Source organism: Streptomyces nitrosporeus (assembly GCF_008704555.1).
Classification (GTDB): Bacteria; Actinomycetota; Actinomycetes; order Streptomycetales; family Streptomycetaceae; genus Streptomyces; species Streptomyces nitrosporeus.
This window is the reverse complement of record NZ_CP023702.1, coordinates 6,446,269-6,469,429: the sequence shown is the minus strand read 5'-3', so window position 1 is coordinate 6,469,429 and position 23,161 is coordinate 6,446,269. Positions and strand designations below refer to the sequence as shown.

21 protein-coding genes and 5 tRNA genes are annotated in these 23,161 nt (G+C 74.0%); 9 read left to right on the top strand and 17 right to left on the bottom strand.

Annotated elements, in window-relative coordinates:
- Positions 1 to 62 precede the first annotated feature (62 nt).
- Together CP967_RS28635 and CP967_RS28630 are read right to left on the bottom strand one after the other, a co-directional pair.
- Positions 63 to 884, bottom strand: a complete 822-nt coding sequence (locus CP967_RS28635; protein ID WP_150490738.1) for an aminotransferase class IV — start codon at positions 882 to 884, stop codon at positions 63 to 65.
- Positions 881 to 1,969, bottom strand: coding sequence for a chorismate-binding protein (locus tag CP967_RS28630; protein ID WP_150492098.1), 1,089 nt, complete (start codon positions 1,967 to 1,969; stop codon positions 881 to 883). Before CP967_RS28630 ends, CP967_RS28635 begins: the two co-directional genes overlap by 4 nt.
- A 163-nt stretch (positions 1,970 to 2,132) precedes the next feature.
- Between CP967_RS28630 and CP967_RS28625 the strand changes: the two genes are divergently transcribed.
- The 5 genes from CP967_RS28625 (at position 2,133) to CP967_RS28605 (ending at position 2,576) form a co-directional block, all read left to right on the top strand.
- Positions 2,133 to 2,205 (top strand) — tRNA-Gly (locus CP967_RS28625).
- A 38-nt stretch (positions 2,206 to 2,243) separates the two neighbouring features.
- A tRNA-Cys gene (locus CP967_RS28620) sits at positions 2,244 to 2,317 on the top strand.
- A gap of 1 nt (position 2,318) precedes the next feature.
- A tRNA-Val gene (locus CP967_RS28615) sits at positions 2,319 to 2,390 on the top strand.
- A 19-nt stretch (positions 2,391 to 2,409) separates the two neighbouring features.
- A tRNA-Val gene (locus CP967_RS28610) sits at positions 2,410 to 2,481 on the top strand.
- 23 nt (positions 2,482 to 2,504) lie between these two features.
- Positions 2,505 to 2,576 (top strand) — tRNA-Val (locus tag CP967_RS28605).
- 171 nt (positions 2,577 to 2,747) lie between these two features.
- On the opposite strand, the gene CP967_RS28600 is transcribed toward CP967_RS28605, so the two are convergent.
- The 4 genes from CP967_RS28600 to CP967_RS28585 form a co-directional block, all read right to left on the bottom strand.
- Positions 2,748 to 3,032 (bottom strand): TFIIB-type zinc ribbon-containing protein, encoded by a 285-nt coding sequence (locus CP967_RS28600; protein WP_014157293.1) that lies wholly within the window; start codon positions 3,030 to 3,032, stop codon positions 2,748 to 2,750.
- 64 nt (positions 3,033 to 3,096) lie between these two features.
- A complete protein-coding gene (locus CP967_RS28595; RefSeq protein WP_150490737.1) occupies positions 3,097 to 4,098 on the bottom strand; it encodes a phosphotransferase family protein in 1,002 nt (333 codons plus the stop codon).
- Positions 4,099 to 4,595: 497 nt separating this feature from the next.
- Positions 4,596 to 4,802 (bottom strand): hypothetical protein, encoded by a 207-nt coding sequence (locus tag CP967_RS28590; RefSeq protein WP_150490736.1) that lies wholly within the window; start codon positions 4,800 to 4,802, stop codon positions 4,596 to 4,598.
- 187 nt (positions 4,803 to 4,989) lie between these two features.
- A complete protein-coding gene (locus tag CP967_RS28585; protein ID WP_150490735.1) occupies positions 4,990 to 5,247 on the bottom strand; it encodes a hypothetical protein in 258 nt (85 codons plus the stop codon).
- Between the two features lie 206 nt (positions 5,248 to 5,453).
- On the opposite strand from CP967_RS28585, the gene CP967_RS28580 reads away from it, so the two are divergent.
- The gene (locus tag CP967_RS28580) at positions 5,454 to 6,803 is read left to right on the top strand and encodes a serine/threonine-protein kinase (protein ID WP_229888403.1); all 1,350 of its coding nucleotides are present in this window, start codon (positions 5,454 to 5,456) and stop codon (positions 6,801 to 6,803) included.
- Positions 6,804 to 6,863: 60 nt separating this feature from the next.
- On the opposite strand, the gene CP967_RS28575 is transcribed toward CP967_RS28580, so the two are convergent.
- The 8 genes from CP967_RS28575 to CP967_RS28540 form a co-directional block, all read right to left on the bottom strand.
- Positions 6,864 to 7,688, bottom strand: coding sequence for a TrmH family RNA methyltransferase (locus CP967_RS28575; RefSeq protein WP_150490734.1), 825 nt, complete (start codon positions 7,686 to 7,688; stop codon positions 6,864 to 6,866).
- Between the two features lie 130 nt (positions 7,689 to 7,818).
- Positions 7,819 to 9,060 carry a uroporphyrinogen-III C-methyltransferase gene (gene cobA / locus CP967_RS28570; protein ID WP_150490733.1) on the bottom strand — a complete coding sequence of 414 codons (1,242 nt, stop codon included), beginning with the start codon at positions 9,058 to 9,060 and terminating at the stop codon, positions 7,819 to 7,821.
- A 196-nt stretch (positions 9,061 to 9,256) separates the two neighbouring features.
- Complete coding sequence (gene cobT, locus CP967_RS28565; protein WP_150490732.1) at positions 9,257 to 12,901, bottom strand: nicotinate-nucleotide--dimethylbenzimidazole phosphoribosyltransferase; 3,645 nt, start codon at positions 12,899 to 12,901, stop codon at positions 9,257 to 9,259.
- A 334-nt stretch (positions 12,902 to 13,235) separates the two neighbouring features.
- Positions 13,236 to 14,471, bottom strand: a complete 1,236-nt coding sequence (cbiE, locus tag CP967_RS28560; protein WP_150490731.1) for a precorrin-6y C5,15-methyltransferase (decarboxylating) subunit CbiE — start codon at positions 14,469 to 14,471, stop codon at positions 13,236 to 13,238.
- Between the two features lie 311 nt (positions 14,472 to 14,782).
- Positions 14,783 to 15,433, bottom strand: a complete 651-nt coding sequence (locus CP967_RS28555; protein ID WP_150490730.1) for a GNAT family N-acetyltransferase — start codon at positions 15,431 to 15,433, stop codon at positions 14,783 to 14,785.
- A 137-nt stretch (positions 15,434 to 15,570) separates the two neighbouring features.
- Positions 15,571 to 16,431 (bottom strand): MetQ/NlpA family ABC transporter substrate-binding protein, encoded by an 861-nt coding sequence (locus tag CP967_RS28550; RefSeq protein ID WP_150490729.1) that lies wholly within the window; start codon positions 16,429 to 16,431, stop codon positions 15,571 to 15,573.
- Positions 16,432 to 16,504: 73 nt separating this feature from the next.
- Entirely contained in the window at positions 16,505 to 17,176 is a 672-nt protein-coding gene (locus CP967_RS28545) for a methionine ABC transporter permease (RefSeq protein WP_150490728.1), read from the bottom strand.
- Complete coding sequence (locus tag CP967_RS28540) at positions 17,173 to 18,240, bottom strand: methionine ABC transporter ATP-binding protein (RefSeq protein ID WP_167535452.1); 1,068 nt, start codon at positions 18,238 to 18,240, stop codon at positions 17,173 to 17,175. The genes CP967_RS28545 and CP967_RS28540 overlap by 4 nt, the downstream gene beginning before the upstream one ends.
- Positions 18,241 to 18,900: 660 nt before the next feature.
- On the opposite strand from CP967_RS28540, the gene CP967_RS28535 reads away from it, so the two are divergent.
- Positions 18,901 to 19,260, top strand: coding sequence for a hypothetical protein (locus CP967_RS28535; protein WP_150490727.1), 360 nt, complete (start codon positions 18,901 to 18,903; stop codon positions 19,258 to 19,260).
- A gap of 2 nt (positions 19,261 to 19,262) precedes the next feature.
- The gene (locus CP967_RS28530) at positions 19,263 to 19,700 is read left to right on the top strand and encodes a hypothetical protein (RefSeq protein WP_150490726.1); all 438 of its coding nucleotides are present in this window, start codon (positions 19,263 to 19,265) and stop codon (positions 19,698 to 19,700) included.
- A gap of 118 nt (positions 19,701 to 19,818) precedes the next feature.
- On the opposite strand, the gene CP967_RS28525 is transcribed toward CP967_RS28530, so the two are convergent.
- From CP967_RS28525 to CP967_RS28515, 3 genes are all read right to left on the bottom strand, one after another.
- Positions 19,819 to 20,322: a GNAT family N-acetyltransferase gene (locus CP967_RS28525; RefSeq protein WP_150490725.1), complete on the bottom strand. Its 504-nt coding sequence runs from the start codon at positions 20,320 to 20,322 to the stop codon at positions 19,819 to 19,821.
- 37 nt (positions 20,323 to 20,359) lie between these two features.
- Entirely contained in the window at positions 20,360 to 20,881 is a 522-nt protein-coding gene (locus tag CP967_RS28520; protein WP_150490724.1) for a sigma-70 family RNA polymerase sigma factor, read from the bottom strand.
- Positions 20,882 to 20,998: 117 nt separating this feature from the next.
- Entirely contained in the window at positions 20,999 to 22,159 is a 1,161-nt protein-coding gene (locus tag CP967_RS28515; RefSeq protein ID WP_150490723.1) for a glycerophosphodiester phosphodiesterase, read from the bottom strand.
- 245 nt (positions 22,160 to 22,404) lie between these two features.
- On the opposite strand from CP967_RS28515, the gene CP967_RS28510 reads away from it, so the two are divergent.
- On the top strand, positions 22,405 to 23,076 hold the full coding sequence (locus tag CP967_RS28510) for a lysophospholipid acyltransferase family protein (protein ID WP_150490722.1): 672 nt from the start codon (positions 22,405 to 22,407) through the stop codon (positions 23,074 to 23,076).
- The last annotated feature ends 85 nt before the right edge of the window (positions 23,077 to 23,161 follow it).

Below are 23,161 nucleotides of genomic sequence, written 5' to 3'. Positions count from 1 at the left end.
GGGGTTCGGGCGGAAGAAGGTCCGGCCCCGGGAGCTCCGGGCGCGCCTTCCGTCCGGAGCCCTCAGGGGTCGAGGCCGTCCGCCGCGCGCTCGTCGAAGATCCTCATGGCCTTGGCGGTCACCGGGCCGGGGGCGCCGGGGAGTTCGCGTCCGTCGGCCCGGTGGACCCCCTGGACGTCGCGCAGGGTGGAGGTCAGGAAGATCTCGTCGGCGCTTTCGAGGATGTCCAGCGGGAGTTCGGTCTCCCGGGCGCCGGTCCACTCCACGGTCAGCGCCCGGGTGATGCCGGCGAGGCACCCGGAGGTGACGGGCGGGGTGTGGATCTCGCCGTCGAGGACCACGAAGACGTTGGTACCGGTGCCTTCGCAGAGCTGCCCGACGGTGTTGGCGAACAGCGCCTCGGACGCCCCGTGCCGGTGGGCCCGTGCCAGGGCGACGACGTTCTCGGCGTACGAGGTGGTCTTGAGCCCGGCCAGCGCCCCGCGTTCGTTGCGGGTCCAGGGGACGGTGACCACGGCGGTGCTGTCGGGGCGGCGGGCGGCCTCTCCGAGGGCGACGACGAGACCGGGGCCCTTGTCACCGCGTTCGGAGCCGAGCGGGGAGAGTCCGCCGGTGTAGGTGATCCGCAGCCGGCCGAGGGGCAGGGGGTCGGCCTCGGTGACGGCCAGGGCGGCGCGGCGGACCTCGTCCGTGTCGGGGTCGGGCAGGCCGAGACCGCGGGCGGAGCGGGTCAGCCGGTCGAGGTGCCGGGTCAGGGCGAAGAGGCGGCCCCCGGTGACCTTGACCGTCTCGAAGACGCCGTCCCCCACGGTGAGGCCGTGGTCGAGCACGGACACCGTCGCGTCGTCGGCGTCCCGCAGGCCGCCGTTGACCCAGATCCTCATGTCCCGGTCCTTCCCGTGTCCTGGTGTGCGGACGGCCCGCGCGGACCGTCGTCGTACGCGTCCGGGCAGGCGTCCGCGTATGTGCCCGACGCTACCGCGAGCAGCCGGGACGCCTTCAGTTCGGTCTCCGCCCACTCGCGTTCCGGGTCGGACCCCCAGGTGATGCCGGCGCCGGTGCCGAAGCGGAGCAGGGGCGCGGGGCCGGTGCGGTCGATCCAGAAGCTGCGTATGCCGACGGCCAGGGTGCCGGTGGCCCGGTCGGCGTCGACCCAGCCGATGCCTCCGCAGTAGGGACCGCGGGGGGCGGTCTCCAGGGCGCCGATGATCCGCAGGGCGCTGGACTTCGGGGCGCCGGTCACCGAGCCCGGGGGGAAGGCGGCGGTGAGCAGTCCGGGCCAGCCGGTGCCCTCCGCGAGCCTGCCCCGCACGGTGGAGACCAGGTGGACGAGTCCCGGATGCTTCTCCGTCACGCAGAGGTCGGGGACGCTGACGCTGCCGGTCTCGCAGACCCGGCCGAGGTCGTTGCGGACGAGGTCCACGATCATCACGTTCTCGGCGTGGTCCTTCTCCAGCAGGTCGTCCTCCGTCCGCCCGGTGCCCTTGATGGGCCCGGACTCCACGGTGCGGCCGTCGCGGGCGAGGAAGAGTTCGGGGGAGGCGGTGGCGATCTCCACCCCGTGGCCGGGAAGCCTGATCGTTCCCGCGTAGGGGGCGGGGTTGCCCCGGGCGAGCAGGGCGGTGAGGGCGTCGACGTCGGCGGCGGGGTCCGGCAGCGGCGCGCTCAGGACCCGGCAGAGGTTGGCCTGGTAGACCTCGCCGGCGGCTATGTGCGCGCGGATCCGCCGCACGCCCGCCGTGTAGGCGTCCCGGTCGAGCGAGGAGGTCCAGTCCCCGGGCCCGGGTCCGCGCCAGGCCCCTGGCACCGGTGGCGGCACCGGCTCGCTCCGTACGTCCGAGAAGCGTGCGCAGGTCAGGCCGCCCTCGAAGTCGGCGCGGACGGCCCAGAAGCCCGAGGAGTCGAGAGCCGCGGGATCGCTGGTGACGTCCCTGAGACCGGAGGCGACGAGGCCGCCGAAGCGGGCCATGGGAGCGAGGTCGTGCACGCCGTCGAGTGTAGGGCGGCCGCTCCGCCACCTGCGGTGAGCCGGCCGGCCGCAGCACGCTGCACAAACGCGTTTTTGTGCTGGCCCGGGAATCCGCTAGAGTTCAACACGTCGCCGGGACGCGCAAGCGAAACGGGAAAGACAAGCGGACGTAGCTCAGTTGGTAGAGCGCAACCTTGCCAAGGTTGAGGTCGCCAGTTCGAACCTGGTCGTCCGCTCGCAGAAGGTGGGGGATTCTTCCCGAGCCCCCATCCCTGGTGGAGTGGCCGAGAGGCGAGGCAACGGCCTGCAAAGCCGTCTACACGGGTTCAAATCCCGTCTCCACCTCCAAGGACGATTAGCTCAGCGGGAGAGCGCTTCCCTGACACGGAAGAGGTCACTGGTTCAATCCCAGTATCGTCCACCGGTCCGCAAGGACCCCCGCGCGATTAGCTCAGCGGGAGAGCGCTTCCCTGACACGGAAGAGGTCACTGGTTCAATCCCAGTATCGCGCACGCAGTACACGCAGGTTCACCCTGCGCGATTAGCTCAGCGGGAGAGCGCTTCCCTGACACGGAAGAGGTCACTGGTTCAATCCCAGTATCGCGCACAACGGGAAGCCCCCGGCCGTTTCGACGGCCGGGGGCTTCGTCGTGCGGCCGGGGTTCTCCGTGGCGGGCGGGTGTACGGCCCCGGGGCTTTCCGCTGCGGGCCGGGTGTGCGGCCCGGGGCGGTCGCGGCCCCGGGCCGTACGCCGGTCCGCGGGCGGACCGGCCGGGGCTCAGGAGGAGAAGAGCATCCGGCCGAAGCTCTTCTGGCGGTGGTGGCCGCCGTAGTGGCCGCCCTGGTGCGGTGCGCCCCAGGCGGGGGCCGGTGCGGCGGGGTACGCCTGCGGGGCCGGCGGCGCGGGCGGGGCCTGCTGGGCCCACTGGGACTCCAGGCGGGTCAGGGACTCCAGCTCGCCGTAGTCGAGGAATATCCCCCGGCAGCCGCTGCACTGTTCGATCTGTACACCGTTGCGGTTGTACGTGTGCATCTGGGCGTGACACTTGGGGCACTGGATCATCGGTCGGCTCCTCACCGTCGTTTCGACGTCGCCGGAATGCATGCCCGGCGTCCGCCGGATCACCCTACGACGTGTGTTCCCCCGCCAACTCGGCTGGGAGGCCCGCGATTCGGGCGCACGCGTCGATCATCAGCTGTTCCACCTCGTCCGGATCGCGTTGTTCCGCCGCCGACTTGGCCAGGGCGAGTGCGGCCGTCTGCACGGTGAGGGCGCGCGCGGGGACGTCGAGTCCGGGCCAGGGGTCGCCGTGGGGCCGTACGGCCGGGCCGCCTTCGGTCCGGTAGGCGTCCAGGAAGCGCAGCCAGGTCCCGGGGTCCAGCAGTCCCGCCGCGTACCAGGCGGCGGGGCGCGCGAGGTCCCAGGCGGGGTCGCCGAGGCCGGTGTCGTCCACGTCGATGAGCAGCCAGGGGCCGTCCGGTGCCGGGTGCCGGACGAGCTGGCCGAGGTGGAGGTCGCCGTGGCAGAGGAAGCCGGACCGGTGCGGGGGGAACGGGCCCTGGCCGCGGGCCCAGGCGGGCAGCCCTTCCCAGGCCGCGAGGACGGCTCCGGTGGCCGGGTCCGGGGCCGGGCGGGCCGTCCGCATGCGGGCGACGGCCCGGGCGGCCTTGGCGGGGCCCCGCATCGGCGGGAGGGGGTGCGGGGGCCGGGTGCGGTGCAGCCGGGCCAGCAGGGCGGCTGCCTCCTCCCAGGGGGCGGCGCCGGGGTCCGCCGGGTCGACGGGCAGGCCGTAGGGCCAGAGGCTCACGACGCGGTCGTGGAGGGCGGCGGGGGGCGTGTCCGGGGTGCCGCCTGCCCGGGGGGCGGGGGCGGGGGCGGGGCCGAGCGGGGGCAGCAGGACGCCCGCCAGACGGGGGGATCCGGCCAGGGCCAGGCGGGCGCGGAGGCCCGGGACGTCGGTGTCCGGGGCGTGCGCCTTGGCCACCACGGGGCCGCTCCGGACCACTGTGCCGTCGGGCCGGTCGGCCAGGACCCGGGGAGGCCCGCAGTCGCAGGGGGCCGTGGGGGCGTGGGCGCCCCGGTGTGCCGCCTCGCCCAGTGCCTGGACGGCGGACATGGTCGTCGTCATGGTCCTCCCCCGGTGGTCGTCCGGTGCCCGCACGTGCTCCCGCGGTCCGCTGCCGCTCCGGGGTCCGGCGGGCACCGGCTCCCGGTGGCCCCGCGGCGGGGGCCGGTGCGGCGCGGGTCCGCCGGTACGGCGACGAGCGTACGCGGGCGGGCACGGCGGGCGGGAGGCGGATGGGCGGGCGGGCGGGAGGCCGTGGGCCGGGGCGGTCCCGTTCTGCCGTACGTGACGGCCGGGCGCGAGGGACGGGTCCGGCTCGGGGCGGGCACCGCGGGTGGTGGGAGGGGCCGGGCGGGCACCGCGGGCGGTGGGAGGCCGAGGCGGGCGGTGGGGTGCCGGGGGCGGGAGCCGGGGCGGCCGGAACGGTTCCGGGCAGCGCGATGCCCGGCCAGCTCCCCAGCTGGCCGGGCAAACGCTGCCGTCCGCCGCACCCCCGTCCCCACGGGGTTGTTCGGCCGGATGTCCCGGTCCGGACCGCTCTTCCGGACCCGGGGCGCCGCTCAGCGCCCCAGCATCACGCCCACGGACGACGCCTGTGTGACCACTGCTTCCCAGCCGCCGAAGACGACGACGAGCAGGGCCGCCAGGGGGAGCACCATGGCGGTCGCCACCACCGGGTGGCGACGGCCGGACGGGCGTGCGCCGGTTGTCGCGTACGCCCGGCGGCCTCGCGTGCGGATCATGGTCCGCGTAGCCGTGTCCGCCATGGTTCCTCTCCCTGACCGTTCCGGAGCGGCGGGCGTCTGCCTCGGGGGACGAGTTCCACACCCGCCGCTTGACCTCAACACTAGGGACGCGGGGACGGCTCGGCGTCATGCCCGCGTACCGATTGGCGGGCCTCCCGGAGGATGAGCCCGCCCCCGGGGGAGTACTCCCCTGGGTGGAGACGAGGCGCTATGCCTTGGGGTCTTCCCCGAGGGGACGCTCGGAGGCGTCCACCCGGGGGACCGGCTGCTCGACCAGGGCCAGCACCCTGGTCGCCATGAAACGGGCGGTGCGGACGACGGACCCGCTCCTGGTGACTTCACTCACTTCCACCACGCCCCGGCGGACGGCGGTCTCCACGCGGCGGCCCGCCCTGGAGGCCACCACCTCGTAGGTGCGGGTGGTGTCCCCCGCGTCCACGACTATCTCGACCCGGTCACCCTTCATCGATCCAAGCCCCCTTCTGCGATGGTCCGTTGAGATCTCGCACGGGTCACGAAGCCTGGATCTCCGGCTTCCTGACCACCGCTCAATCGTCTCATCGGGCACTGACAATCGATTGCGGGACGAGGGCGCGGCCTGAGAGCGCGCCGCGCCACGGGTACGTAAGCTGTGCCTCGTCAGGCGGACCAGGCAGCGGGGATGGGCAGACGATGGCGATGATGCGGCTCCGGCGCGAGGACCCGCGTGTCGTCGGCTCGTTCAGACTGCACCGGCGGCTCGGCGCGGGCGGCATGGGTGTCGTCTATCTGGGGTCCGACCGGCGTGGTCAGCGGGTGGCCCTGAAGGTGATCCGGCCGGATCTCGCGGAGGACCAGGAGTTCCGTTCGCGTTTCGCGCGGGAGGTGTCCGCTGCCCGGCGCATCCGGGGCGGGTGCACGGCCCGGCTGGTGGCCGCCGACCTGGAGGCGGACCGCCCGTGGTTCGCGACGCAGTACGTCCCCGGGCCCTCGCTGCACGACAAGGTCGCGGAGGAGGGGCCGCTGGCGGCCTCCGAGGTGGCCTCGATCGGGGCGGCCCTCTCCGAGGGGCTCGTCGCGGTGCACGAGGCCGGTGTCGTCCACCGGGACCTGAAGCCCTCGAACATCCTGCTCTCCCCCAAGGGCCCGCGCATCATCGACTTCGGTATCGCCTGGGCGACCGGGGCGAGCACCCTCACCCATGTCGGTACCGCCGTCGGCTCCCCCGGTTTCCTGGCGCCGGAGCAGGTGCGCGGCGCGGCGGTGACCCCGGCCACGGACGTGTTCTCGCTGGGCGCCACGCTGGCGTACGCGGCGATGGCCGACTCGCCTTTCGGGCACGGCAGTTCCGAGGTGATGCTGTACCGCGTGGTGCACGAGGAGCCGCATCTGCTGGAGGTGCACGACGCGCTCGCCCCTCTGGTGCGGGCCTGTCTGGCGAAGGACCCCGAGGACCGGCCGAGCACTCTGCAGCTGTCCATGCGGCTCAAGGAGATCGCGGCGCGCGAGGCCCAGGGGCTCCATGAGCGCCGGCCTCCCGCCCAGCGCGGGGAGCAGGAGCTGGACCGGCCGACCGGCCGGCTGGACGGCCCGTACACCGAGCAGCAGACCAGGCGGTCCGAGGGCGGGTCCGCTCCGGCGCAGCGCTCCCCCTCCCGGCGGCCTGCGGTGTCCCGGTCGGGGGCGTCCTCCCGTACCGGTGGGTCGCGGCCGCAGGCGGCGCGGGGCGGTGGTTCGCGTTCCGGGCAGCGTCCGCCGGGCACGGGTGGGGCGGGCGGTGCGAAGAGCCGGCCGGGTGTACGGCCCGGCGTGCGGACGACGTCGGCGGGCAGGGCCGGGAAGCGGCGTCCCGCCAATCCGCGGCTGCTGCGTCAGCGGCTCGTGGTGTTCGTCGTGGTGACGTTGCTGATGGCGCTGGGGATCGCGGCTGCCCAGGGCTGCCAGGGGCCGGCGCGCGGGATGGGCGGTACGGGGGCGGACCGGGGTCCGGCGGCGGCCGCCCCGGCGTACGAGGAGCGGGTCCAGGGCCGGTCCGGGGGGTAGCCCGCCGTCCGCCCACGGCGGCGGGGCCCGGTGCGTACGGTCAGGGGCCGTGCCCGGGGTTCAGGGTGCGCCGGCCCTCGTCGCGTAGAAGGCGACGGCCGAGGCCGCGGCGACGTTGAGGGAGTCCACCCCGGCGTCCATCGGGATGCGGACGTGGGTGTCGGCGGCGGCGAGTGCCCGGTCGGTGAGCCCGTCGCCCTCGGTGCCGAAGACGAGGGCGAGCCTGCCGTACCGGCGGGCGACGAGTTCGTCGAGGGTGATGGACCGGTCGCTGAGGCAGAGTGCCGCGGTGGTGAAGCCGGCCTCGCGGAGCAGTCCGATGTCCTGCGGCCAGGACTCCAGCCGGGTCCAGGGCACGTGGAAGACGGAGCCCATCGACACCTTGACCGCCCGCCGGTAGAGCGGGTCGGCGCAGCGCGGGGTGAGCAGGACGGCGTCGACACCGAGCGCGGCCGCGTTGCGGAAGGCGGCGCCCAGGTTGGCGTGGTCGACGATGTCCTCGAAGACGGCGACCCGGCGGACCTCGCCGGTCGCGGGGGCCAGCAGGCCGGCGACGGGGGGCAGCGGCCGGCGTGCCATGGCGGCCAGGGCACCGCGGTGCACGTGGTAGCCGGTGACGCGTTCGGCGAGTTCCGGTGTGACCGCGTAGACCGGGGCGCTCTCCTCGTCGATCACGTCGCGCATCACGTCGAACCACTTGGCGCTCAGCATCATGGAGCGCATCTCGTACCCGGCGTTCCTGGCGCGTCTGATGACCTTCTCGCCCTCGGCGATGAAGAGGCCTTCGGCGGGCTCGCGGCGGCGTCGGAGCTCGACGTCGGTCAGGCCGGTGTAGTCGGCCAGGCGGGGGTCGTCGGGGTCGTCGACGGTGAGGAGTTCAGCCACGGGTCGTACTGCCTTGTCCGTGCGGGGGGTGTGCGGGCGGGGTGGGGGTGTGTCCGGGCCCGGGGCCGCCCGGCCCCGGACCCGCGCCGGGGCGGGCCGGGGGGTTCCAGTGCCGGGGGCGGAACCGGGGTCAGGCCAGGGGGCCGACGCCCACTCCCACGACGTCGCCGATGATGATCACCGCGGGCGGGCGTACCTCTTCGGCGACGGCCTTGTCCCCCACGGTCGCGAGGGTCGCGTCGACCCTGCGCTGGGCGGCGGTCGTTCCTTCCTGGACCAGGGCGACCGGGGTGTCGGGGGACTTGCCGTGGCCGATGAGCGCGCGGGCGATGGCGCCGATCTTGTCCACGGCCATCAGCAGGACCAGGGTGCCCCGCAGCCGGGCGAGCGCCTCCCAGTCGACCAGCGAGCGCGGGTCGTCGGGTGCGACATGGCCGCTGACCACGGTGAACTCGTGGGCCACCCCCCGGTGGGTGACGGGGATACCGGCGGCTCCCGGCACGGAGATGGTGCTGGAGATGCCGGGGACGACGGTGCAGGCGATGCCCTCGGCGGCCAGCGCCTGGGCCTCCTCCATGCCACGGCCGAAGACGAAGGGGTCGCCGCCCTTGAGCCGGACGACGGCCTTGCCCGCCTTGGCGTGGTCGATCAGCGCCTGGTTGATGGCCTCCTGGGCCATGTAGCGGCCGTACGGGATCTTCGCCGCGTCGATCACCTCGACGTGCGGGGGCAGTTCGTCGAGCAGGTCGCGGGGGCCGAGCCGGTCGGCGATGACCACGTCGGCCTCGGCGAGGAGGCGGCGGCCCCGGACGGTGATCAGGTCGGGGTCACCGGGGCCGCCGCCCACCAGGGCGACGCCCGGGGCGCGGGTGCGGTGGTGCGGGGCCGCGAGGGTGCCGTCGCGCAGGCCCTCGACTATGGCGTCCCGGACGGCCGCGGAGTGGCGGGGGTCGCGGCCGTGCGAGGTGGTGGTGAGGACGGCGACGGTGATGCCTTCACTGCGGCCGGTGGCCGGTGTCCAGGCGGTCGCGGCCTCCGCGTCGTCGCTGCGGACGCACCAGGTGCGGGAGCGTTCGGCCTCGGCGGACGCGGCGTCGTTGGCGACGGCGTCGGTGGTCGCGATCAGGGCGTACCAGGTGTCGGCGAGGTCGCCGTCCCGGTAGCGGCGGCGCTCCCAGCGGATCTCGCCGGCCTCGGCCATCGCCTCGACCGAGGGTGTGGCGGACGGAGAGACCAGGGTGATGTCCGCCCCGGCCGCGATGAGAGCGGGAAGCCGCCGCTGCGCGACCTGGCCACCGCCCACGACGACGACGCGGCGACCGGTCAGGCGCAGTCCGACGGGGTAGGCGGGGTGATCGTCGTACTCGGCCATGGTCGTACGGCTCCTCGTGCAGGGTGGCTGTGTGCTGCGGGCCGCTGCGGCGGTGGAGCGGCGGTGACATGAGGCGGTGCGGTGCGGGCCGGTCCGCGGCGCCGGGGCGGTGCGGGTGGGACCACGATACGGGGTGGTGGTGCGGGCCCCTTTCGGAGCGGCGGGTGCCCCGGCCGGGACCGGGGCACCCGTACGGCTACTTCTCCGTCACGCCCGCCGAGTCGAACGTGGCGACCTCGTGCATGGCGCGCGCCGCGCTCTGCACGATGGGAAGCGCCAGCAGGGCCCCGGTGCCCTCGCCGAGCCGCAGGTCCAGGTCGACCAGCGGGCGCAGTCCCAGCTTGTTCAGGGCCGCCACATGGCCGGGTTCGGCGCTGCGGTGGCCGGCGATGCAGGCGGCCAGGGCCTCCGGGGCGATCGCCCGGGCGACCAGGGCCGCGGCGCCGGCGCTCACGCCGTCCAGGATCACCGGCGTGCGCAGGGAGGCTCCTCCGAGGAGGAAGCCCGCCATCGCCGCGTGTTCCAGGCCGCCGACCGCGGCCAGCACGCCGATCGGGTCGGTGGCGTCCGGCCGGTGGAGGTCCAGGGCCCGGCGGACCACGTCCACCTTGCGGGCGTGCATCTCGTCGTTGATGCCGGTGCCCCGCCCGGTGACCTCGGCCGGGTCCATACCGGTGTACACGCAGATCAGCGCGGCCGACGCGGTGGTGTTGGCGATGCCCATCTCACCGGTGAGCAGTGCCTTGTTGCCTGCGGAGACCAGGTCGCGGGCGGTCTCGATGCCGACCTCGATCGCGGCGAGCACCTCCTCGCGGGTCATGGCCGGCCCGGTGGTGAAGTCGGCCGTGCCGGGGCGGACCTTGCGGGGAAGCAGTCCGGGGGACGCCGGCAGGTCGGTCGCGACACCGACGTCGACGACGCAGACCTCGGCCCCCACCTGTGCGGCGAAGGCGTTGCAGACGGCGCCGCCGCTCAGGAAGTTGGCGACCATCTGGCCGGTGACCTCCTGCGGCCACGCCGTGACCCCCTGGGCGTGCACCCCGTGGTCCCCGGCGAAGACCGCGACCGCCGCGGGCTCGGGGACCGGCGGCGGGCAGATCCGGGAGAGCCCGGACAGCTGGGCGGAGATGATCTCCAGCATGCCGAGGGCGCCGGCCGGCTTCGTCATCCGCTTCTGGCGTTCCCACGCCTCGCCGAGCGCCTTGGCGTCCAGCGGGCGGATGTTGGAGATGGTCTCCTGCAACAGGTCGTGCGGGGCCTCCCCGGGCAGGGCCCGGCGGCCGTACGTCTCCTCGTGGACGACCCAGGACAGCGGGCGGCGCTTGGACCAGCCCGCCTGCATCAGCTCGGGCTCGTCCGGGAACTCGTCGACGTAGCCGACGCAGAGGTAGGCGACGACCTCGAGGTGCTCGGGCAGGCCCAGCGCGCGGACCATCTCCCGCTCGTCGAAGAAGCTCACCCAGCCGACGCCGAGGCCCTCGGCGCGGGCCGCCAGCCAGAGGTTCTCGACGGCGAGCGCCGAGGAGTACGGGGCCATCTGCGGCTGGGTGTGGCGGCCGAGCGTGTGGCGGCCACCGCGGGTGGGGTCGGCCGTGACGACGATGTTCACGGGGGTGTCGAGGATGGCCTCGATCTTCAGTTCCTTGAACTGCTTGGCCCGGGCCTTGGGCAGCGACTTGGCGTAGGCGTCGCGCTGACGCTGGGCCAGTTCGTGCATGGCGCGGCGGGTCTCGGCGGAGCGGATGACGACGAAGTCCCAGGGCTGGGAGTGTCCGACGCTCGGCGCGGTGTGCGCCGCCTCCAGCACCCGCAGCAGCACCTCGTGCGGGATGGGGTCGCTGCGGAAGCCGTTGCGGATGTCGCGGCGCTCACGCATGACACGGAGCACGGCCTCCCGCTCGGCGTCGTCGTAACCGGGGGCCGGCGGGGTGAAGGGGACGTCCTCGGTGGTGGCCGCCTCGTCGTCCGGCAGGCCCGCGGGAGCCTCTTCGGGGGTGGGAGCCTCCCCGGCTGCCGGAGTCTCCCCGGCTGCGGGGGCCTCCTCGGCTGCGGGGGCTTCGGGAGCGTCCGCGGTTCCGGGTTCGGGCGCGTTCGCGGGTTCGGGCGCGTGCGCCGGGAGTGCCTCGGCGGGGGCTTCCGGGGCGGTCCCCGCACCGGCCTCCGGCACGGAGGTGTCATCGGCGGCGGGCTCCGCGACCTGCTCCTCGGCGGGCGCGGCCCCGGTGGCGGCCTCCGCCTCCTCGGGCGCGGCCCCGGCGGGTCCGGCCTCCTCGGGCGCGGGAGCCGTCGCGTCGGGAGCCGTGGTGCCGGGGTCGGCGGCCGGCTGTTCCGCCGGTACGGGAACGGCGGCCTCCGCGGCCGGAGCCTGCGCCGGCTGCGGGTCCTGGGGCACCTGCGGTTCCTGGGGCGCCTGCGGTTCCTGAGGTGCCTGTGCGTCCTGGGGCGCCTGAGGGTCCGCCGCCGGTTCCGGCCGAGTCGCCGGGGTCCCGGGCTGCTGGGCCTCGGCGGCCGGGGCCTCCTGTGCCGGTGCCTGCGAGGGCTCGGGCTGCCGCTCCCCCGCCGGCTGCTCCGGCTCGGCCTGGGCCTGGGCTTCTGCGGCCTGGGCTCCTGCGGCCTGGACGGCCGCGGCATGTGCTTCCGCGGCCTGGGCGGCCGCGGCGTGGGCCGCGGCGGCCTCGACGAACGGCGCGGGCTCCGCGGCCCGCGGTGCCGGCACGGTCGCCTGCCGCCCGGGCACGGCCGCCGGGGCCTCGACGGCCCGGGACGGCTGCTGGGCCTCGGCCCGGACGGCCTCCGGGTGAACCGCTTCCGTCTGGACGGCCTCCGGCTGCGCGGGCGTGGGCGCCAGGTCCCCGCCGGAGGGCACGGAGCCCTCCACCGCGACGAACTGGCCGCCCATGGTCCCGGTCTCCTGGGCCGGCACGCCCGTGAGCGTCCCGTCGGCCGGGGCCGCCGTTTCGGCCGGTGTTCCGCCGCTGTCCGCCGGGTCCGGCGCGGACGCCTGCGGCGCCGGCTGTTCCGCGGCGGGGGCGACGGGCGCGGTGTCGGGGGCTGCGGACACGGGGGTCTCGGCCTCGGAGACCCCGGAGACCGCGGCGTCCGCCGCCGGCTCGGGGACGACCGTTTCTGCGATGTCCACCTGTTCGGGTCCGGGGACCGGTGCGGGTACGGGCCCGGGAGCCTGGGCCGTCTGCGGTACGGGCTCCGGCTGCGGTACGGGCTCCGGCTGCGGTACGGACTCCTGCGCCACCGCCGCGCCGGGCTCCTGCGTGGTCCACGGGGCCGCGCCCTGGGGCGGAAGGCTTTCCGGCCGCGCCTGCGGCACCGGGGCCTCGGCGAGGACCTCGGGGGTGTCGAGGTATTCGGGGCCCGTGGTCGGCGGGCCCGCGTGCCGCCCGGCCGCCGGGCTCTGCGGGGCACCGGCCGGACCTCGGTCGGCCAGCGAACGCACGACCCCGCCGGTGGCGTTGCCGCCGTACGACGGTGCCTCGACGGGCCCCCGGCTCAGCGGGCGCCGGGCGGGCGCGGGGGCCGCGGCGGCGTGCGCCGGGACCTGGGCGGGGGCCTGCGCGGCCGGTGCCGGGATCCGTGTCCCGTCGAGGCCGGCGGCTCCCGCGCCGTACGCGCCGCCCGCGGCCTGGCCCTGCGCGGGCACCTGCTCGGCCGGTCCGTCGCTCCACGCGCCCTGGGGCGCGGGCATCAGCAGGAGGTCGTCGTCCTCGGGGGCGTGCTCGGAGGGATCGAGGAAGGTGTACGCGTCCGGGGCGGGGACGCCCGGCTGCTCCACCATGCCTGCGTGCTCCGGCAGCCCCTCGCCCGGGATCTGGCCGGTGTCAGTCATGCGTACCCCTCGCCCATCGTCAGTGCTCCTTCGGCCCTTCGCCCGGGGTGCCGGAACCACGGCACGCGGGTGCTCGTCGAGAACAACGAGCGGGCACGCCGCGCGGCACGAGACGCGCGCGGATCGTGTCCATTCTCGCGGCCTTCCGCCGGAGCGGAAGGCCGTTCCGTCACGGCTCGTTGTGGACTGCGCCACGTTGCGCGTCCCCCAGGTGCGCCGTACCACATCGCGGACCAAAACTCTCCACTTTTCCGGACATTGACGAACGAACCGTCGAACGGCCGGGCGCGGTACAACAATCGCTCAGCCTACCTCGCGCTCCGCGGCGAACGGGTCAGGGGGCGAGGTCGGAACGGACCGCGGAAAGCAGGAAGACGACGGAGCGTTCGCGCTCCCGCCAGGCGGAGGTGTCCAGGGCGACGGACTGGAGCAGGGCGCACTCGACGGCGTAGCCGTTCTCGCCGAGCGCCTTGCCCAGGGCTTCGGCCTCGTCGCGGTTCGAGGCGTGGGTGACGATGCGTTCCGGCCGCCGGGCGGCGACGGCGGTGACGACGGGGACCCCGCCGCCCCCGATGCGCACCACGTCGGGTTCGGGGAGCCGTTCCAGGACGTGCGGGGCGCTGCCCCGGACGACCTGGACGGGCACCTGGAAGGCGCGGGCCGCGGCCGTCGTACGGGCGCAGGCGTCCGGGTCGCTGTCCACGGCCAGGACCGCGGCGCCGAAGCGCGCCGCCTCCACGGCGAGGGCTCCGGAGCCCGAGCCGATGTCCCAGACGAGGTCGCCGGTCCGCGGGCCCAGCCGGGCCAGCTGGGCGGCCCGCAGTTCGGGCGACTCCCCCTCGGCGGGCACCTGGGCGCCGCCCTCCCGGGGGGCGTACGCGGCGGCGGGCAGTGCCCAGCCGCGGACTCCCCGCGGGGGCACGGGGTTGCGCCCGGCGAACCAGGCGCCGCCGGCGGTGGTCTCGGGACCGCCGCCGATGACGAGGACGACGTTGGGGTCGCGCCAGGCGTGGTCGGCGGTCTTGTCGGAGGTGAGAACGGTGACGCGTTCGCGGGCGGTGCCGAGTTCCTCGCAGATGACGAAGGTGCGGTGCACGCCTTCGAGGAGGAGGGCGAGTTCGGCGGGTCCGGCTCCGGGTGAGGTGAGGACGGCGACCTTGTGGTGGGCGCGGCAGACGTTGACCGCGCGGCGCAGGGTGCGGGGGTGGGCGACGACGGTCTGGGCGTCGTCCCAGGGCATCCCGGCGCGGGCGAAGGCGGTGGCCACGGAGGAGACGGCGGGCACGACCTCCACCTCGAGTCCGTGTTCGGGCGCGCGCAGGGTGCGTACGACGCCGAAGAAGCCGGGGTCGCCGTCGGCGAGGACGACGGCGGTGCCGCGGTGGCCGGCGATCCTGCGGGCCGCGAGGTCGACGCTGCCGAGGCGGATGCGTTCGGCGTTTTCGGGGACCTCGGGGAGCGCGAGGTGGTGGGCGGCTCCGGCGACGAGGGTGGCGGCGGAGAGCGCGGCCGTGGCCGCCGTGGTCAGCGGCGAGCCGTCCCAGCCGATCACCGTGACCCGGTCGGACATCGTGGGGGTTCTCCAGGGTTCGCGGGGCGGGGGCTCCGGGCCGGGCGGCGGGAGCAAGGGTGAGCGTAGCCGGTCCGTGCCCGCGTCCGGCCGGTGGCTTCCTGGAGCGCGCCCGGCCCGGCGGCGGGCTCTCCCGGGCGGGCGGCGGGCTTCACGGCAGGCGGTGGGCTTCACGGCAGGCGGACCGTGGGCTTCGCGGGGGCGGACGGTCCGGGCCGGGCGGCGGGACGCCTCGTACGCCGGTGGCCGGGGGCGGGGTCGTGGACCGTACCGCAGTCCCTGGTGGCCGTGTCCTCGGCGGGACCGGGCCGTCAGCGGGTCCAGTCGTCGTAGGGGCCGTAGCCGCCCGCGCCGGCGAGCTGTTCGGCGACGCCCTCCAGGTCCTCGGGCAGCAGGCCCCAGACGATGAGGTCGGTCCTGATGTCGGTCCAGCCGCCGTCGGTGCCGTTGTCGGTGCGGGTCCGCGCTATCCGCGCGTTGCGCAGGACGCCCTCGCTGATGCAGCCCAGTTTCTGCGCGACCTGCTGGGCGGAGGTGTTGTCGGCGGAGGTGCGCAGCTCGATGCGTTCGAACGTCTGGTCGCGGAAGAGCCATTCGGCGACGGCGAGCACCGCTTCGGTGGCGTACCCCTCGCCGCGTGCCCAGGGGGCGGTGATGTAGCGGACCTCGGTGGACCGGGTGCGCCAGTCGGTGTTCAGGAGCCGGACGGAGCCGACGAGGCGCTGGGTGAGGAACTCGGTGACGGCGAGGACGATGCCGTGGCCGTGGGTGCGTTCGGCGGGGGCGATCCTGCGGACCCACCGTTCGGCGTCGGTCTGCGTGTAGGGGTGGGGGGCGTCGGTCGAGGCGACGACCGCCTCGTCGTTCATCATCTCGATGTACGCGGGGACGTCCGCCATGTCGAAGGGACGCAGCACCAACCTGTCCGTGCTGATGGAGATGGACGGGAAGGTGGAAGTCATGCGCAGCTCCGTACCGAAGGCCCTGTAAAGGCACCAGCATGCAGCATCGGCCCCGGGGCGCGCATGGCCGGGTCCACGCGGGCGGGCCCCGCACACCCGGTGGGGGTGTACGGGGCCCGCGGCACGGGACTTCGGGGTCAGGAGGCGGCGGGCGCTCCGAAGGCGGGGACGATCGAGCCCTGGTAGGTGTCCTCGATGTACTTCTTGACCTCGTCGCTGTTGAGGAGCTTCACCAGCTTCTGGACGCGGGCGTCCTTCTCGTTGCCCTCCTTGACGGCGAGGAAGTTGGCGTAGGGGTTGCCGTCGGCGTCCTCCAGCGCGAGCGCGTCCTGACCGGGCTTCAGGTCGGCCTCGATGGCGTAGTTGCCGTTGATGACGGCGGCGTCGACGTCACCGAGGGCGCGGGGCACGGTCGCGGCCTCCAGCTCCTTGAACTCCAGCCCCTTCTTGTCCGTGATGTCGCTGAGCTTGGCGTTGGTGCCGACGCCGTCCTTGACGGTGATCAGGCCGTTCGCGGCGAGCAGCTGGAGCGCGCGGCCCTCGTTGGTGGTGTCGTTGGGGACGGCGACGGTCTGGCCGGGCTTGATGTCCTTCAGGTCCTTGACCGTTTTGGAGTAGAGGCCGAGGGGCTCCAGGTGGACGTCGACGACCGGCACGATGTGGGTGCCGTTCTTCTTGTTGAAGTCGTCCAGGTAGGGCTTGTGCTGGAAGAAGTTGGCGTCGACCTGGCCGCTCTCGGTGGCGGTGTTCGGCAGGACGTAGTCCGTGAACTCCTTGACCTCCAGGTCGAGGCCGGCCTTCTCGGCCAGGTTGTCCTTGACGTAGTTCAGGATGTCGGCGTGCGGCGTCGGGGACGCGGCGACGACGAGGGGCCCGGACGCGTCGGCGCCGGAGCCGCTCTTGGCGGCCGGGTCGGAGTCGGTGCCGCAGGCGCTGAGGCCGAGGGCGAGCGCGGCGGTCGCGGCCGCGGCGGCGGTGAGCTTGATGTTCTTACGCACGAAGAGTGCCTCTTTCCGGTGGTGACTGGTGGTGCGCCCGGACAAGGAGTTCGGGCTTCATGGGGAGGGGTGGTCAGGAGGTGGCGCGGCCCCGGCGGGCCAGCAGGCGTACGGCGGTGTCGCCGATCAGCTGGACCACGGTCACGATGACGACCAGCAGGACGACGGTGACGACCATGAACCGGTTGTCGAAGCGCTGGAAGCCGTTGGTGATGGCCAGGGAGCCGAGCCCTTCGCCGCCGACCGCGCCGGCCATCGCGGAGTAGCCGATGAGCACGATGACGGTGGTGGTGACGCCGGCGACGAGCGAGGGCAGGGCCTGGGGCAGCAGGACCTTGCGGACGATGGTCGGGACGGATCCGCCCATCGACTGGACGGCCTCGACCAGTCCGTGGTCGACCTCGCGGACGGCGGTCTCGACGAGCCGGGCGAAGAACGGGACGGCGCCCACCGCGAGGGGCACGATCATGGCGGACGGGCCGATGAAGGTGCCGACGACCCAGGTGGTGAAGGGGATGATGGCGATCAGCAGGATGATGAACGGCAGCGAGCGGCCGATGTTCACGATCGCGCCGACGACCTTGTTCACCACGATGTTCTGGAGCAGTCCGCCCTTGTCGGTGAGGACCAGCAGGATGCCCAGCGGCAGTCCGCCGGCGACGGTGACCAGGGCGGACCAGAGCACCATGTAGAGGGTGTCGACGGTTCCCTGGGTGAGCAGTGGCTGCATTTCGGACCAGGTCACTTCGCCACCTCCTTGGTGAGCGGGTCGGGGGTTCGCGCGGGGGCCGGGGCGGTCCCGGGGCCGGCGTCGACGGCTTCGGCCTGGAGGCCCTGTTCGCGCAGGAAGCCGATGGGCACGACGTTGTCCTCGTAGCGGCCGGGCAGTTCGATCCGCATACGGCCGATCTGCTTGCCGCCGACGGTGTCCATGGCCGCGCCGAGGATCGAGATGTCGATGTTGTAGGTACGGGAGAGCTGCGAGATGACGGGGCGGGCGGCGGCCTCGCCGTGGAAGGTGACGTCGACGACGGTGCTGTCGGGGCCGGACGCCGTGCCGCCGACGGGGAAGAGTTCGTGGGCCAGTTCGGATCCGGGCGTGGCCAGCAGTCCGCTGACGGTGCCGGATTCGACGACGCGGCCCTTCCTCATCAGTGCCGCGGAGTCGCAGACGGTCTTGACGACGTCCATCTCGTGCGTGATGAGCAGGACGGTGAGGCCGAGTTCCCGGTTGATGTCGCGCAGCAGCTGGAGGATGGAGCGGGTGGTCTCGGGGTCGAGTGCGGAGGTCGCCTCGTCGGAGAGCAGTACCTTCGGGTCGCCGGCCAGGGCGCGGGCGATGCCGACGCGCTGCTTCTGCCCTCCGGAGAGCTGTCCGGGGTAGGCCTTCGCCTTGTCGGCGAGGCCGACGAGGTCGAGGAGTTCGAGGGCCTTGCGGCTGCGGGCCGCCGCCGGGACGCCGAGGATCTCCAGGGGGAGTTCGACGTTGGCCCGGACGGTCCGTGAGGACAGCAGGTTGAAGTGCTGGAAGACCATGCCGATGCGGCTGCGCGCCTCGCGGAGCTCCCTGCCCGCCCGCCTGCCCCGGCCCGCGAGGGCGGTCAGGTCCTGGCCGGCGACCGTGACGGTGCCGGAGGTGGGGCGTTCGAGGAGGTTGACGCAGCGGATGAGGGAGGACTTCCCGGCGCCGCTCTGGCCGATGACGCCGTAGACCTCGCCTTCGCGTACGTGGAGGTCGACGCCGTCCAGGGCGGTGACCTCACGGCCGCGTGACTGGTAGACCTTCGTGAGGCCCGAGGTGGTGATCACAGGGGTTTCCGTCGCTGTCGAGTGCGCGGCGCGGTGTCCGCCGGGCACGGGGCGTTCGTCCGAGGAGACCGTCTCCGGTGTTCCGGTGGCCGACCGGTGGGGTCTCGGCACGTCCTGGCCCGGTATGTCCGGGGTGACGCGTGCTCGGGCCTGCTCCGGTCCGCACGGGTGCGGACGGCACGGGCTCGGTCTCGCTTCGGGGCGCGAGATCAGGCGTGGGCCCTCAGAAGGCGCGCATTCGACACATACAACGAGCACCGGGCGTGGTGTCCGCCTCGGTCGCAGGGCTGCGGTAGCTCGTCGTGGTCATGGGCCCAGTAAAACAGACACCGCCGGGGGGCCGGCCAGACTGTCCGCATAGCGGACAGCGCCGGACGGGGGTGCCCAGCCCCGGACACCTCACTCCACTTTGCTGTTGGAACCGCGCTGACCTGTGTTGATCCAAATCATTTCGCAGTGGTGAAGTTCCGGCCGGTCGCGCCGGACAGAGGGTCGGGGGCGGGGCCGCTGTGGCCAAGGCCACGATTCCCGGACGGGCCGCCCACCGGCACGGCCCGTGCGGCCCCGCCCGGCACGGCCCGTGCGCGGCCCCGCCCGCCCGGTCGCGGGCGTACGGGGCCCGTGCGCGGGGGCGCCCGCCGCCCGTACTACCCTCGGTCCATGCTCGACGCCCTGACGGTCGCGGTCGCCGTGACCGCGCTCGCCCTCGCCGCCTGGTGCGGATTCGCCGCCTACCGGGACCAGCCCACCAAGGACTGGCACTTCATCGGGATGGCCGTGGTCTCCGTGCTGGCGCTGGCCCAGCTGGTGGTGGGCGTGGTGCAGCTGGCCCGCGGCGAGCGGCCGGACCAGGGCATGGCGGTCTTCATCGCCTATCTCGTCGGCGCCTTCGCGGCGGTACCGGCGGCGGGCTTCCTGTCGCTCACCGAGCGGACCCGCTGGGGGTCGGTGACGGTGGCGGCCGGGGCGGTCGTCCTGGCCGTCCTGGAAGTGCGGCTCTACGACATCTGGGGAAACTGACCGTGACCGACACCGAGCGCACCGGCACGCCCGAGGCTCCGCAGAAGCAGCAGTTCCAGCTGGGCAGCGGGCCCGGCCGGGTCCTGGTCTGGTTCTACGGGGTGTTCACCGTGGCCGCCGCCTCCCGCTCGATCGTCCAGATGATCATGGACTTCGACAGGGCGCCGCTGGCGTACGTGCTGTCGGCCGTGGCGGCCGCGGTCTACGGCTTCATCACCTACTCGCTGGTGCGGGGCGGGGAGAAGGCGCGCCGGGCGGCACTGGTGTGCTGCGCGGCCGAGCTGGCCGGTGTGCTGGTCGTCGGCACGTGGACCCTGCTGGAGCCGTCGGCCTTCCCGGACGCCACGGTGTGGTCGGACTTCGGGGCGGGCTACCTGCTCATCCCGGTGATCCTGCCGGTCACCGGGATGATCTGGCTGCGCCGCGCCCGTACGGCCTGAGTCCGCGCGGCGGGCACGGAGCGGCCGGCGCGCGGCTCCGCGCGCGGCCGCTCCGTCCGCAGGCCCTTCCGTGCGCCGGTCGTCCTGTCCCCCCGGCGGCTCCGCGCCGGTCGCGGTCTCAGGCGCTGGCGACGAACTCCGGTGCGGCCGCCTCCTTCTCCAGCAGGATCAGCCGCACCCCGTCCTCGCCCGTGGTGTCGCCCACGCGCGCGTAACCGGCCTTGCGGTAGAGCCGGAGGTTGCCCTCGCTGCGCTCCCCGGTGTGGAGCCGGAAACGCGTGGCCGCACGCTCGCCGGCCAGGGCGGATTCGGCGGCGCGCAGCAGCCGGGTGCCCAGCCCGTGGCCCTGGAGCCGCGGATGGACGCAGAGCTTGCCGATGCGGCCGGTGCCCTCCTCGTCGATGGCGCCGCGCACCGAGCCGACGATCTCGTCACCGAGCCGGGCCACGAAGACCAGGTCGGTGGCGACCTCCTCGCGGACCGAGGAGAGGGTCTGGGTGAGCGGGTCGATCCGGTAGTTGCCGTACAGCTCCGCCTCGCTCTGGAAACAGAGGTACTGAAGTCTGAAGATCTGCTCGACGTCCTGTGCGCTCGCCGCCGAGATGGTCACGCTCATGCCCATGTGCGCATGCCTCCCGCTCACCTGATCCGCTGGTTGCCTAACGCTCCATACCCCCGCTGCCGGAGGCCGCAACCTCCGCCGCGAGCATTCTGCGCAGACATCCAAGGCATCGGGAACGCATCGGCCCCAAACTGCCCTGTGAGATACCCAACTCCCCTGCGATTTCCCGGTAGGTCGGATCGTGGGAGGCGAGCATCGCCGCGAGGATCAGAGGGCACTTCCCGGGGAGCCGGTCCACCGCGGCGCGCAGGGCACGCCGTTCGTCGGCGTCCTCGACGATCCCTTCGGGGCTCCCGCCCGGGCCCCCCGGTAACACGTCGGCCCGGTACGCCTGTTCGTGCCGTGCCCTGGTCCGGGCGGCGCGCACCTCGGCGCGTACGGCGGCCCGCACCCAGCCGGCCGGGTCGGCGGCCCGTCCGCGGCGGGGCCGGCGCTCCAGCAGCCGTACCCAGACCGACTGTTCGAGGTCCGCGGGTTCGAGTCCGGCGCCGGGCGCCTCTGCCGTGGCCTCGGCCCGCACCAGCGGGTGCAGGGTGCCCACGAGGGCGGAGTGTGTCATGCCCTGACAACGCGGGCCGGGCGCGGACGGTTGCCGTGGCGGAGCGGGGCCACCCGACCGGGGCACGGCGGGCCGGGTGGCTGACGTCCCGCTCCGGCCGTTCAGCGGCCGGCGTGTTCAGCGGCCGGCGTGTTCGGCCGCCGCGAGGAGGGCGGTGTCCGGGTTGTCCGAGAAGATCCCGTCGATACCGGTGTCGAAGTAGGCCTTCAGGGCGCCGAACACGTCGCCGTAGGCGTTGGGGTCACCGCCGCGGCGGAAGTCGGCGGGCAGGAAGGTGTTCTCGTTGCGCATCGTGTACGGGTGCAGGACGAGCCCCCGGGCGTGCGCGTCGGCGACCAGTCCGGTCGGTGAGGTGAGCCGGCCCTGCGCGTCCCTGGGGATGACGAGGTCGAGGGTCGGGCCGATGCCCTGGGCGAAGGAGGCGATCCACTTCAGGCCCGCGGGGGTCACCAGGTCGGCCACGGTGCGGGGGTCGCCGGACCGCACGAAGTCCCAGGGCCGGGAGGAGGCGTTGGAGAGCAGGACGACGCGGGGGGTGGAGACCAGCTCCGCCAGCCGCCGCATCGAGCCCGGCTCGAAGGACTGGAGGATCAGCGGGGAGTCCGCGCGGTGCCGCCCGTGGCGCCGGAGCAGCCGGGCCAGGGGTTCCTCCAGGCCGAGGCCGATGCCGCGGAAGTAGGTGGGGTGCTTGGTCTCGGCGTACAGCCAGACGGGGGCGCCGCGCCGGCGGCCCTCCTTCTCGGCCCAGCGCAGCACCTCTTCGAAGGTGGGCACGTCCCAGCGGCCGTCGTAGAGGGTGTTCTCCTGGCGGTTGCCGGGGATGCGCTCGGTGGCGCGGAGGGTCTTCAGCTCGGCCAGGGTGAAGTCCTCGGTGAACCAGCCGGTGAGGGTGGTGCCGTCGACCGTCCTGGTGGTGCGGCGGCTCGCGAACTCGGGGTGGTCGGCGACGTCCGTGGTGCCGGTGATGTCGTTCTCGTGGCGGCAGACGAGGTGGCCGTCCTTGGTGGGGACCAGGTCCTGCTCCACGATGTGCGCGCCCATGTCGAGGGCCAGCTGGTAGGCGCCGAGGGTGTGCTCGGGCCGGTAGCCGCTGGCGCCGCGGTGGCCGATGACGGTGGGCACGGGGAGGTCGCGGTAGGTGCCGTGGCCCCGGCCGGCCGCTCCCCGGCCGGCGTGCGCGGTACCGGCGGCACCGGTCACCGTGAGGGCCGCCGTACCGAGGGCGGCCGCCCCCAGCAGGGTCCGCCGTCCGGGGCCTGGCTGCGCGCGCTCTGTCATGCTTGCTCCTCGCATGTGATGTCGTGTGATGTCCGGCACCTTCCCGGGCGAGTGCGATCGTAGGGAGGTACCCCGTCCGACGGGCGGACCGTGGACGAACACGGCGCAAACACGGGCCGACACGGGGTATCCGCTCCGTGAACCCGATGTGCGCGTGGGTGTGACCCGCGAGTATCGTCCTCACCTGCACAGACCATGGCGACATTCCCGACCCGGCCGGCCCGGCCACGACACCGGAGGACGCGTTGTCCCGCCTCACCGTCATCAAGGCAGTGCTCGGACCGATCCTGCGGCTGCTGTTCCGCCCCCAGGTGGAAGGGGCCGAGAACATTCCGGGTACCGGGCCGGTGATCCTCGCGGGCAACCATCTGACGTTCATCGACTCGATGATCATGCCGATCTGCTGCGACCGTCCGGTGTTCTACATCGGCAAGGACGAGTACGTCACCGGCAAGGGCTTCAAGGGCCGGCTGATGGCCTGGTTCTTCACCGGCTGCGGCATGATCCCGGTGGACCGGGACGGCGGGCGCGGCGGTGTCGCGGCGCTGATGACGGGACGCCGGGTGCTGGAGGAGGGCAACGCCTTCGCCATCTACCCGGAGGGCACCCGCTCCCCCGACGGCCGTCTGTACCGGGGCCGCACGGGCATCGCGCGGCTCACCCTGATGACGGGCGCGCCGGTGGTCCCGTTCGCGATGATCGGCACGGACAAGCTGCAGCCGGGCGGCGCGGGGCTGCCCCGGCCGGGCAAGGTCACGGTGCGTTTCGGCGAGCCGATGGAGTTCTCCCGCTACGAGGGCATGGACCGTGACCGCTATGTGCTGCGGGCGGTGACCGACTCGGTGATGACCGAGGTGATGCTGCTCTCCGGCCAGGAGTACGTGGACATGTACGCCACCAAGGCCAAGGCGGCCTGAGACCGCCGCCGTCCGGTACGGGTGAGGGCCTGTGCCCCGGGGTGCTCCCGGGGCACAGGCCCTCATGCGTGTCCGGGGCGCAGGC

Bases quoted from the DNA above. Each gene is read 5' to 3' on its own strand.
- CP967_RS28635 (WP_150490738.1), bottom strand. From the start codon at position 884: ATGAGGATCTGGGTCAACGGCGGCCTGCGGGACGCCGACGACGCGACG.
- CP967_RS28630 (WP_150492098.1), bottom strand. From the start codon at position 1,969: ATGGCCCGCTTCGGCGGCCTCGTCGCCTCCGGTCTCAGGGACGTCACC.
- CP967_RS28600 (WP_014157293.1), bottom strand. From the start codon at position 3,032: ATGATCCAGTGCCCCAAGTGTCACGCCCAGATGCACACGTACAACCGC.
- CP967_RS28595 (WP_150490737.1), bottom strand. From the start codon at position 4,098: ATGACGACGACCATGTCCGCCGTCCAGGCACTGGGCGAGGCGGCACAC.
- CP967_RS28590 (WP_150490736.1), bottom strand. From the start codon at position 4,802: ATGGCGGACACGGCTACGCGGACCATGATCCGCACGCGAGGCCGCCGG.
- CP967_RS28585 (WP_150490735.1), bottom strand. From the start codon at position 5,247: ATGAAGGGTGACCGGGTCGAGATAGTCGTGGACGCGGGGGACACCACC.
- CP967_RS28580 (WP_229888403.1), top strand. From the start codon at position 5,454: ATGGCGATGATGCGGCTCCGGCGCGAGGACCCGCGTGTCGTCGGCTCG.
- cobA (WP_150490733.1), bottom strand. From the start codon at position 9,060: ATGGCCGAGTACGACGATCACCCCGCCTACCCCGTCGGACTGCGCCTG.
- cobT (WP_150490732.1), bottom strand. From the start codon at position 12,901: ATGACTGACACCGGCCAGATCCCGGGCGAGGGGCTGCCGGAGCACGCA.
- cbiE (WP_150490731.1), bottom strand. From the start codon at position 14,471: ATGTCCGACCGGGTCACGGTGATCGGCTGGGACGGCTCGCCGCTGACC.
- CP967_RS28555 (WP_150490730.1), bottom strand. From the start codon at position 15,433: ATGACTTCCACCTTCCCGTCCATCTCCATCAGCACGGACAGGTTGGTG.
- CP967_RS28535 (WP_150490727.1), top strand. From the start codon at position 18,901: ATGCTCGACGCCCTGACGGTCGCGGTCGCCGTGACCGCGCTCGCCCTC.
- CP967_RS28525 (WP_150490725.1), bottom strand. From the start codon at position 20,322: ATGGGCATGAGCGTGACCATCTCGGCGGCGAGCGCACAGGACGTCGAG.
- CP967_RS28520 (WP_150490724.1), bottom strand. From the start codon at position 20,881: ATGACACACTCCGCCCTCGTGGGCACCCTGCACCCGCTGGTGCGGGCC.
- CP967_RS28515 (WP_150490723.1), bottom strand. From the start codon at position 22,159: ATGACAGAGCGCGCGCAGCCAGGCCCCGGACGGCGGACCCTGCTGGGG.